Genomic DNA, 10,541 nt, shown 5'->3' with positions numbered 1-10,541 from the left:
TGATTGTATGTATTTCTGTAAATCATTTGTGTTAATTTCATTAAAGTTGTCTGTGATATAACTAGCATACCCTAAAATAGCGTTAAATGGATCCCGTAAATCGTGTGCAATTATGGAAAATGTTTTTTTAATCGTTTTATTAGATTTTTCAATTTCTTGGTTTTTAATCTCAATTTCAACTGCTTTCTCCTCTAGTTTTACATTTTGTATTCTAATTTTTCTATAAAAAACGTACGATAATAGCAACAATACAACTACAAATAGGATGATCACTGCTAGCAAATTTCGTTGGTTTTCTTTTTGAACAAGGTTAGCTTTATTTTTTTGAGCAGCAATTTTTAAATTTTTCAGTTCTAATTCTTTTTCTTTACTTTCAAACCCAACTTGATATTTAAGCACAGTTTGCGAATTTAGACTATCTTCGATACTCTCATATTTATCACTATATGATTTTGAATACGACAACGCTTTTTTATAATTACCCAAGTTTTCTTCGATAACAATTGCTAAATTTAAATACTGTAAAATTTGACTTTTCAAACTATTTTTATTATTTTGCAGTATCTTGTTCATTTTGTTCAAACTAATTTTAGCATTTTTAAAATCTTTGATTTTTATATGTACCTCCGCTAATTGTTCTTGAACATAATATTTTTCATAATGAGTAATTGCAAATTGGTCTTGATGTTTAAGATCATTAATAAGTTCACTATAATTACCTAGTGCTAAGTTCGAGTAATTTATATATCGATTTGCAATAGTGTTAACTTGATTTAAACGCAGCTTTTTATTTCTTTCTATTGTCTTTTTCAATGTTTTTTTTGCCAGTGCAAACTTTTCTTGAGCGTAATATAACGTACCTATTGCTAGATTTAATCTAATACGTTCTGCTCTGCTTTTATATGCGTTTTTTTTATTAGCTAATCCAGCATATTTTTCTGCTCTGTTAAATAAATTTAAATTTAAATTAGAATAGCACAATAGAACATAGCAATTGCTCAACCCATCATAATTTTTATTTGCCTTAAAAATTGCAAGTGCAGCATTTATATTTACCATCGCCATTTTTTGGTTCATCATTTGCATAAATGCTGTAGCTCTTAACATTTGAATTTTAGCAATAGTATTTGTTTTTCGAGCTGGATATTTTATCAAGATATCTTTAGTTATTTTTAAACAAGTTTTATTATCACCTTTTTTCAAAAAGCAATCGCCTTGGAGATAATTAAGTACTAAATACTGGTTTATATCATATTTTTTTAGATGTGTTATTTTGAAGGAATTGATTTTTTTTTCCACTAATTCAAATTCACCTCTTTTGAGGCACATGTTTATTTTTAATAATGCGATATTAATTTCATAATCAATCTTCTGTTTAGTTGCTAAACTCTCTGTTTTTTTGAGATAAACAGCGCTAGAATCTAAATCGTTTTCGAGATAATACTCCGTGATTGTAGCTAATAAACCACATTTTTTTTCGATATTTCTTTCTCCCTTCAAAACAACTTTTAAGCTGTCTATTCCCGCAACAGATTTGTTTTGCGCAGTAACAACACCAAAAAATAAAATTACAAGTAATAAAATTCGTTTATCCATATTCAATAGTACAACAAAAAATAAAAATAAAAAACCTTTAAAAAAAATTTAGCCTTTGTTGAACGATTATAAAAATAGTGCTTTAGAATTACTAATTGGATATTTACAATTTGTTTGCACTCCTTATTCAACTGACGACCTATATCATTGCCTATATCAAAAAAATTGGCCGCTAGTCCCACAGTCATAGATATAACAACAGTCGTAATAAAAATATATTTATAACCCCCCTCTAAGCACATACTACTATTTTCAGAAATAAATCACCTAATTTTGTATTTCAACAAGCGTCAAAAATGAAGAACCTCCACACCATTCTCAAAAAAGAGAATTATAAAAAAGTAAAATTTAAAATTACCAAAACACAGCACCTTTTGATCAAAGCAAAAATCAATGGTGTATCGGGGAATTTCATTCTGGATACGGGCGCTTCCAACAGTTGTGTTGGTTTTGAGAGCGTCGATTTATTTATTTTGGAAGCAAAAAAAGCAAAAACTAAAGCTGCTGGTGCAGGAGCAACAGGAATGTTTACGCAGTTGGCTCTAAAAAATCAATTGCAAATTGGGAGTTGGAAAGACAACAATTTTGAACTCGTAATTTTTGACTTGACACATGTAAACGAGGCCTTGACGCAACACAAGGTAAAACCCGTGCATGGCATTATTGGTGCGGATATTTTGATGAAAAGTAAAGCAATTGTCGATTACTACAACCACTGTTTGTATTTGATCAAATAAAAATCTGCTTAAGAACAGCTGTCATTGTAAATCAAATACTATAGAGAAACAGGAATCAATCTCGACTCCGCTCGATTTGACAAAACGAAAGTAATTGAGATCATCTAAACTACTAATCAATAAAAAAGCCGCCTATATACTAGGCGGCTTTATGAATTTATAGAAATGAATATTACAATTCAAATGCTTTTTTAGGATTGTTGTCTAATAGCAATTCCATTGGGTTTTCTAACGCTTCTTTAACAGCAACTAAGAAACCAACAGACTCACGACCATCAATGATTCGGTGGTCATAAGATAAAGCTACATACATCATAGGATGAATTTCTACTTTACCATTTACAGCAATAGGACGCTCAATAATGTTGTGCATACCTAAAATTCCTGATTGTGGAGGGTTGATAATTGGAGTTGACAACATCGAACCAAATACACCACCGTTAGTGATTGTGAATGTCCCACCTGTCATATCATCTACCGTAATTTGACCATCACGTGCTCTAATTGCTAATCTTTTGATATCCGCTTCAACACCACGGAAAGTCAAATTCTCAGCGTTACGAACTACAGGAACCATTAAACCTTTTGGACCTGATACTGCAATAGAGATATCACAGAAATCGTAAGCGATTTTATAATCACCATCCATCATAGAGTTTACGTCTGGATATAATTTTAAGGCTCTAGTTACCGCTTTAGTAAAGAAAGACATGTATCCAAGACCTACACCACCGTGTTTTGCTTTGAATTCGTCTTTGTACTGATTACGGATAATGTTGATAGGCGTCATGTTTACTTCGTTAAAAGTAGTTAACATCGCTGTTTCGTTTTTAGCAGCTACTAAACGCTCTGCTACTTTACGACGCAACATTGATAATTTAGTACGCTCTTGACCACGGCTTCCACCTGTAGGAGTTCCCATAGATGGTACTGCATTTACTGCATCATCTTTAGTGATTCTACCATCTTTACCAGTTCCTGTTACAGTAGCTGGTGCGATATTTTTTTCGTCTAATATTTTTCTTGCTGCAGGAGACGGTGTTCCTGAAGCATAAGTTTGCCCCCCGGCCCCCGAAGGGGGAGTTTGAGCAACTACTGGAGCTGCCTCCGTCTTTTTATCCTCGATTTTTGCTGTTTCTGGTTGAGCATCTGCTCCCCCTTTGGGGGTTGGGGGGCTTGCTGCTGTATCAATTAAGCAAACAACTGCTCCTACTGCTACTGCATCGCCTTCCTCTGCTTTTAATGTGATAATTCCACTTGCTTCAGCAGGTAGTTCAAGAGTTGCTTTATCAGAATCAACCTCAGCAATTGCTTGGTCTTTTTCTACGTAATCTCCGTCTTTTACTAACCAAGTTGCAATTTCAACTTCTTTAATAGATTCCCCTGGTGATGGAACTTTCATTTCTAAAATCATGTCCTTATATTTTAAATTATGAATTTTAATTTTTTGTTTCTTCTATGCAATGAGTTATAGCCCTGATAGCAGCGACATCCTTTTTCTTTTTTCTTTAAAAAGAAAAAGATATAGCGGATAGCAGGAAATAGCTCCTAATTATTTTTATCTAAATAAATCTTTATCAAATACCATTTTAATAGCATCGGCATGACGGCGTTTTGCTCTTGTATAACTTCCTGATGCTGGCGCTGAATAGGCTTTTAACGATGCTAATCTCCATTTTACTAAATCGAAGTTCATTAACATAAAGCTATACGCTCCCATGTTTTTAGGCTCTTCTTGTGCCCAAACATAATCATCGGCATTAGGATATTGTGCAATAATTGCTTTTAACTGCTCTACAGGTAATGGGAACAATTGCTCGATTCGAACAACGGCTACATCTGTACGACCATTATTTTCTCTCTCAGCAGTAATATCGTAATAGAATTTTCCGGTTACGAAAACTAACGTTTTCACATCAGCTTTGTTTACCGTTGTATCATCTATTGTTTCTTGGAAACTACCCGTGGTAAAATCTTCGATTGAAGACACACATCTAGGGTCACGCAATAAACTCTTAGGTGTAAATACAATTAATGGCTTACGGAACGTTGTTTTCATTTGTCGTCTTAACAAGTGAAAAAAGTTAGCTGGTGTGGTACAATCAGCTACATACATATTATGTCTTGCACATAATTGTAAGTAACGCTCCATACGTGCTGATGAGTGCTCTGCTCCTTGCCCTTCGTATCCGTGAGGCAATAGCATTACAATTCCGTTTTGATTGTTCCACTTATCTTCTCCACATGAGATGTATTGGTCAATCATAATTTGCGCTCCGTTAGAGAAATCCCCAAATTGTGCTTCCCAAATGGTTAAGGTATTTGGACTTGCTAATGCATATCCGTAATCAAAACCTAAAACACCATACTCTGAAAGTAAAGAGTTGTAAATATGAAACTTTCCTTTTGATCCTTCAAGGCTGTCAATTAAAGTTACCTCTTCCTCAGACTCTTCTACTTTAACAACGGCATGACGGTGCGAAAAAGTTCCGCGCTCTACGTCCTGACCAGAAATACGCACATCGTAACCTTCTTGTAGTAAAGATCCATAAGCAAGGTGCTCACCCATAGCCCAGTCTAGCTTATCGGTTTCGAAAAACATTGTTTTTCTATCGTTGATTAGCTTTTGAATCTTGCTAATAAACTTTTTGCCTTCAGGCAAGTTACAAACCGCATTGGCTACTTGAGTCAATCCTTCTTTTGTATAGGCGGTATCTACTTTTAAAAGCATCTTATCGTTAGATACTTGCTCAAATCCTTTCCATTCGTTTTGCATGAATGGCGTAATGATTGTCAAGTCTTTTTTACGAGACGCTTCTAAATTTTGATCTAAATTATCTTTGTATTCTTTCTCTAATGTTTTTACTAAACCAGCATCGATTACCCCTTCTGACAATAGTTTTTCAGCATAGATGTCTCTTGGATTTTGGTGCTTAGCAATTAGTTTATAAAGCACTGGCTGTGTAAAACGAGGTTCATCCCCTTCGTTATGACCGTATTTTCTATACCCTAAAAGATCGATAAATACGTCACGAGCAAATTTCATTCTGAAATCTAAAGCGAACTGCATAGCATGTACCACTGATTCCGCATCATCAGCATTAACGTGTAATACTGGCGACAAAGTTACCTTAGCCACATCAGTACAATAAGTCGAAGAACGAGCATCTAGGTAGTTAGTAGTAAAACCTACTTGGTTGTTGATTACAATATGGATTGTTCCACCTGTTTTGTAACCATCTAACTGTGCCATTTGTACTATTTCGTACAAGATTCCTTGACCAGCAATTGCAGCATCACCGTGAACCGCGATAGGTAATACTTTAGAGAAATCATCTCCAAAATGTTTGTCTTGTTTCGCTCTCGTGATTCCCTCAATTACAGCTCCTACTGTCTCTAAGTGAGAAGGGTTAGGCGCTAAATTGATATTTATTTTTTTTCCTGTGCTTGTGATTTTATCAGCTGTAAGTCCTAAATGGTATTTTACATCTCCATCAAAGTACTCTTTATCGTAATCTTTACCATCAAACTCTCCAAAAATATCTTGAGTTGATTTACCAAAAATATTAGCTAAAACATTCAAACGACCACGGTGTGCCATTCCCATTACGAATTGCTCTACTCCTTGTTCAGCAGCGCTTTCGATTAAGGTATGCAAAGCAGGTATGATTGACTCTCCACCTTCTAGTGAGAAACGTTTTTGACCAACATATTTAGTATGCAAGAAATTCTCAAAAGATACTGCCTCGTTTAATTTAGAAAGAATCGTTTTTTTCTTCTCTACTGAAAAAGCGGGTTGATTATCGTTTACTGTTAGTTTACTTTGAATCCATTGTACAATTTCAGGTTTCCTGATGTACATGTACTCGATACCTATGTGTTGACAGTAAATCGTATCCAAGTGTTTGATGATGTCCGCAAGTGAGCAAGGTGCAATACCAATAACTCTTGCAGCATCGAATACGGTACCTAGATCCGAAGATGAAAGTCCGAAATTCTCAATATCTAATGTTGGTGAAAACGCTCTTCTGTCTCGTACTGGGTTTGTTTTAGTAAACAAGTGACCACGAACACGGTAACCTTCAATTAATTTTAAGACATCAAATTCCTTTTGAAGTTTTGCCGAAACATCAGTGCTTTCAACTGCACCTGAAGCTACATTGGCTATATGAGTAACAGCATCTTGGCCGTTGTAAGATTCCTGTCCAAAGTCGAAACCTTGAAAGAAACTTCTCCAACTTGCTTCAACGCTATCTGGATTTTCAGTGTATTGATCGTATAATTGTGCAAAAAACTCTGTATGTGCTGCGTTTAAAAATGAAAACCTATCCATAATATTTAGTGAATATACTTTTTGTTAAAATAGTTTGGCAAAAGTACAATAATCCACTAAATTAGCCTTTATTTTAAGTTTCTTTTATATGTTAAAATGTTAAAAATCCAACAACTTATGAGTAAAAACAACTTTACTAGCTATTTAAAAGCAATTTTAATTGTTTTTATTTTATTTGTTTCGAATAATTTAACAGCCCAACAACGCACCTTTTCGTCTAATCCGGCAGCTGATTTTTGGAACAAAGTACAATTTGGAGGTGGTTTTGGCCTTAGCTTGGGTTCAGGTTACACCGATATCAGTATAGCACCCAGCGCCATATACAATTTCAATGAGTACGTATCCATGGGTGTTGGCCTACAATACACCTACGCAAGCCAACGAAATTTTTACACCTCTAACCTTTATGGTGGTAGCATCATTGCTCTTGTTAATCCCATTCCTGAAATTCAATTATCGGCAGAATTAGAACAATTGCGTGTAAATGTAAAAGGAACAGGTCAAAACGATTTCACTAATAACTTTTGGAATACTGGGCTATTCGTAGGTGCTGGTTACCGCACTAATAATGTAACTGTAGGATTACGTTACAATGTATTATACAAAGAGAATCAAGGAGCTTACAGTGATGCTTTCATGCCTTTTGTTCGCGTTTATTTTTAAGTCTTAGGAGCTTATCCCACTATCCATTACAAGCTTTAACCCTATAAAGCGGTTTTTGTAAGCAGCGATAGGAGCTTCTTTTAGTCGCTCAATCGCTACAACAATAACTCGCTTTTTATGCTCAAAGGCTTTTCATTACTATCGGGGCTATAGTACAAGTACACACAAAAAATCAATGTAATACGACCTAAGGATGATTGTAATCCTACCAAAAACACTTTTTAAAGCAATTAACAAACCGCAGAGTATTTATTGGTATTTATTTTTAAACCACACTTTTTGCCATTCTCTTTTCAAGATTAAAAAAGAAACTTGCTCGGACAGTAGCACAAGATCAGAACCATCGAGTTTTTTAACCTCTTCTTCAGCTACGTCAATGATGTAAATTAGATTTAAATATTCGGCGAATTTGTATTGGATCAGTCTGTATATTTTTTCGTGTAATTGTATGGTAAGTTCCTCGGGCTTGATGCTCATCGGGAAATCAATTCCTTCATTGGCCAGATTAAAATCTTTATTAATTTGAGCTATGAGTTTAGGATACAAAGACTCCTCTTGAGCCTCCTTAAACAACAAATCAGTATTTTTTGGGGCAATAAACATTGAAAAACATCTTTAAATTAAAATGACAACCCTGCTAATTATGCTTTTCGACCCATTAAATTATCGCCAAAAGCTCTTAAAACCTCTTTTTTGGCCGAATCTAAATTCATTTTGTCTAAAGTTTCAAACGCTTTAAAAGTGAAATCTTGTATGGCTTCTTGCGTTGCTTTAGAACCACCTGAGACATTGAATATTTCTTTTACTGCCGTAATCTTAGCATCAACATCAACTGCTGGGTTCGTAAACAATTGTTTCAACTCAGCGGCTTGTTCTGCTGTTGAAAACTCCATTGCTTTTAGGTACAAATAGGTTTTTTTATTCTCGATAATATCACCACCAACTTGTTTACCAAAGGTTTCAGGATCCCCAAAAGCATCTAAATAATCATCTTGCAATTGAAAAGCCAGTCCTAAATTCAATCCAAAATCATAAATCAACTTAGCGTTTTCCTTAGAACTCTGTGCAATAATGGCTCCCATTTTCATAGCAGCAGCTACTAGAACAGCCGTTTTGTATTCAATCATTTTTAAATACTCCGGGATCGTAACATCGTCTCTAGTTTCAAAGTCAACATCCCATTGCTGCCCTTCACAAACCTGTAAGGCAGTTTTACTAAATAGCTTAGCTAGTTTTCTGAAAATTTTGGGCTGGTAACTCTCAAAATATTGATAGGCTAAGATAAGCATGGCATCACCTGATAATATACCGGTATTCAAATCCCATTTTTCATGAACCGTAGTTTGACCACGACGCAAGGGAGCATCATCCATAATATCATCATGTACTAACGAAAAATTATGAAAAACTTCTACCGCAAGTGCTGCAGGCAACGCTTTTTTATAATCCGTCTCGAAGATTTCAGCAGTCATCAAAGTCAAAACGGGACGAATTCTTTTACCTCCCAATCCCAAAATATAATGAATAGGCTCATATAAATTCCGAGGCTCTTTCATATTGCTTTGGGACTCTAAATATTCTGAAACGTATTCTTGGTATTGATTTATGGTGTGCATGCGCTATTTTTTTGGCTAATTTACAGCATTCAAATCGCTTTACAAACTTCGAACTTATTGTAAATGTTAAATAAAACTTAAATACATTGGAAACTATTTTGGTATCCAAAGTTTCCTGCTTACCTTTGTACCCGAATTAGTAGTGAAAATCATCTATGCTATTGATTTTCAATTGGCAATAGTTTCAACAATCAGCAATCCCCATTATGACAACAACTTGGACCGTAGATTCGAATCAATCAGACGTTCTTATTAAAATGAGACATTCGATCATTGCATACATTGCTGGAACAGTTAATAAATTTAAAGGCAGTATAGACATCGCTGACAATCAAATCAAAGATGCAAACATTGAATTTTTATTGGATGTAAACAATACCGATAGTAAAGTTGAGTTAATAGATACGAGCATGAAACTGAATGACTTATTTGATATTCAACAATATCCTATAATTAGCTTTAAATCAACTTCTTTTCAAAAAGTAAATAGTGATATTAACTTTCTTAAAGGAAACCTTACCATAAAAAATATTACTAAAGTAGTGGAGCTTGATGCCGCTTTTTTAGGAATAAATAATTACGACGGTGTCAATAAAGCGGCCTTTGAAGTAGTTGGTCAAATCAATCGAAAAGATTTTGGTTTAACCTACAATACCTTTGCGCAGGCTGGCGGAATCGCCGTAGGCCAACACATTAAGTTAATCGCTAATTTGGAGTTTACTACCTGATTACACCAACATTAAACTAACGTTAAATTTAAAAGAAAAAAGAGGGGAAACTTTTAACGTATTCTAAGTTCCTATTATATTTGCCTCGTAAAAAACACTATTACAACCACAAAAAAGGGTTTTATCATAAAATGAAAGAGAAAATAATATCAAAAGCGAAAGACATGTTCATAAGCCTAGGCTTTAAGAGCATTACGATGGACGATATTGCCGGTGAAATGTGTATTTCAAAAAAGACAATCTATAAGTATTTTGCCAATAAGGAAATACTTGTCGAGGAAAGCACAAAATTAGTCCATTTGCAAGTGCAAGAAACCATGCAAAATATTACTGCAAAGAACTTTAATGCCATTGAAGAAAACTTTGAAATAAAGAGAACTTTTAAAGAAATTTTCAAATCAGCAGATAGCTCTCCTATTTTTCAACTAAAAAAACATTATCCAGAGATCTACGGAAAAGCAATAGAAGGTCAAATTAGTATTTGTCAACATTTTTTTAGACAAAATATCGAAAAAGGGATTACACAAGGATTGTATCGCAGTAACATCAACATCGAAAACTACATAACGTTTTACTATACTTTGATTTTTAGTATCAACGAAACGATTAGCTCAGAGCGTGAAGCGTATAAAATGGAAACAGAAGCATTAGAATACCATACTAGAGCCATGGCTACAGCAGCAGGCTTAACCGAATTAGAAAAAAACTTATCAAATCTCAATTAAAATGAACAGAATAATCATAATTGCGCTCGTTTTACTTACCGCTGCAGGTAAAGCACAAGAGACACAATCGCTTACCCTAAAGGATGCGATTAAATATGCTTTAGAAAATAAAGCAGAAGCGAAGAAAGCAAAACTCAAAATAG

The 10,541-nt window shown here is 34.5% G+C and carries 9 protein-coding genes; 4 read left to right on the top strand and 5 right to left on the bottom strand.

Features of this window, described 5'->3' with window-relative positions; genetic code table 11:
* A partial coding sequence (locus P8M54_RS15775; protein WP_300288998.1) for a hypothetical protein occupies positions 1 to 1,596 on the bottom strand: 1,596 nt, incomplete at its 3' end.
* 296 nt (positions 1,597 to 1,892) lie between these two features.
* On the opposite strand from P8M54_RS15775, the gene P8M54_RS15770 reads away from it, so the two are divergent.
* Positions 1,893 to 2,333, top strand: coding sequence for a retropepsin-like aspartic protease (locus tag P8M54_RS15770; RefSeq protein WP_300288997.1), 441 nt, complete (start codon positions 1,893 to 1,895; stop codon positions 2,331 to 2,333).
* Between the two features lie 172 nt (positions 2,334 to 2,505).
* Here the strand turns inward: P8M54_RS15770 and odhB are convergent, their stop codons facing one another.
* Together odhB and P8M54_RS15760 are read right to left on the bottom strand one after the other, a co-directional pair.
* On the bottom strand, positions 2,506 to 3,747 hold the full coding sequence (gene odhB, locus P8M54_RS15765; protein ID WP_300288995.1) for a 2-oxoglutarate dehydrogenase complex dihydrolipoyllysine-residue succinyltransferase: 1,242 nt from the start codon (positions 3,745 to 3,747) through the stop codon (positions 2,506 to 2,508).
* 144 nt (positions 3,748 to 3,891) lie between these two features.
* Entirely contained in the window at positions 3,892 to 6,666 is a 2,775-nt protein-coding gene (locus P8M54_RS15760) for a 2-oxoglutarate dehydrogenase E1 component (protein ID WP_300288994.1), read from the bottom strand.
* A 117-nt stretch (positions 6,667 to 6,783) separates the two neighbouring features.
* Between P8M54_RS15760 and P8M54_RS15755 the strand changes: the two genes are divergently transcribed.
* The gene (locus tag P8M54_RS15755; protein ID WP_300288993.1) at positions 6,784 to 7,329 is read left to right on the top strand and encodes a hypothetical protein; all 546 of its coding nucleotides are present in this window, start codon (positions 6,784 to 6,786) and stop codon (positions 7,327 to 7,329) included.
* 249 nt (positions 7,330 to 7,578) lie between these two features.
* Here P8M54_RS15755 and P8M54_RS15750 read toward each other — a convergent pair whose 3' ends face one another.
* Together P8M54_RS15750 and P8M54_RS15745 are read right to left on the bottom strand one after the other, a co-directional pair.
* On the bottom strand, positions 7,579 to 7,932 hold the full coding sequence (locus P8M54_RS15750) for a hypothetical protein (protein WP_300288992.1): 354 nt from the start codon (positions 7,930 to 7,932) through the stop codon (positions 7,579 to 7,581).
* 38 nt (positions 7,933 to 7,970) lie between these two features.
* On the bottom strand, positions 7,971 to 8,945 hold the full coding sequence (locus P8M54_RS15745) for a polyprenyl synthetase family protein (protein ID WP_300288991.1): 975 nt from the start codon (positions 8,943 to 8,945) through the stop codon (positions 7,971 to 7,973).
* A gap of 206 nt (positions 8,946 to 9,151) precedes the next feature.
* Between P8M54_RS15745 and P8M54_RS15740 the strand changes: the two genes are divergently transcribed.
* A complete protein-coding gene (locus P8M54_RS15740; protein ID WP_300288990.1) occupies positions 9,152 to 9,673 on the top strand; it encodes a YceI family protein in 522 nt (173 codons plus the stop codon).
* Positions 9,674 to 9,804: 131 nt separating this feature from the next.
* The gene (locus P8M54_RS15735; RefSeq protein ID WP_300288989.1) at positions 9,805 to 10,398 is read left to right on the top strand and encodes a TetR/AcrR family transcriptional regulator; all 594 of its coding nucleotides are present in this window, start codon (positions 9,805 to 9,807) and stop codon (positions 10,396 to 10,398) included.
* Positions 10,399 to 10,541 lie beyond the last annotated feature (143 nt).

Source organism: Flavobacterium sp., from assembly GCF_029242675.1.
Lineage (GTDB): Bacteria > Bacteroidota > Bacteroidia > Flavobacteriales > Flavobacteriaceae > Flavobacterium.
The sequence above is the reverse complement of the archived record's forward strand: the minus strand, read 5'-3'. Positions and strand labels throughout refer to the sequence as shown.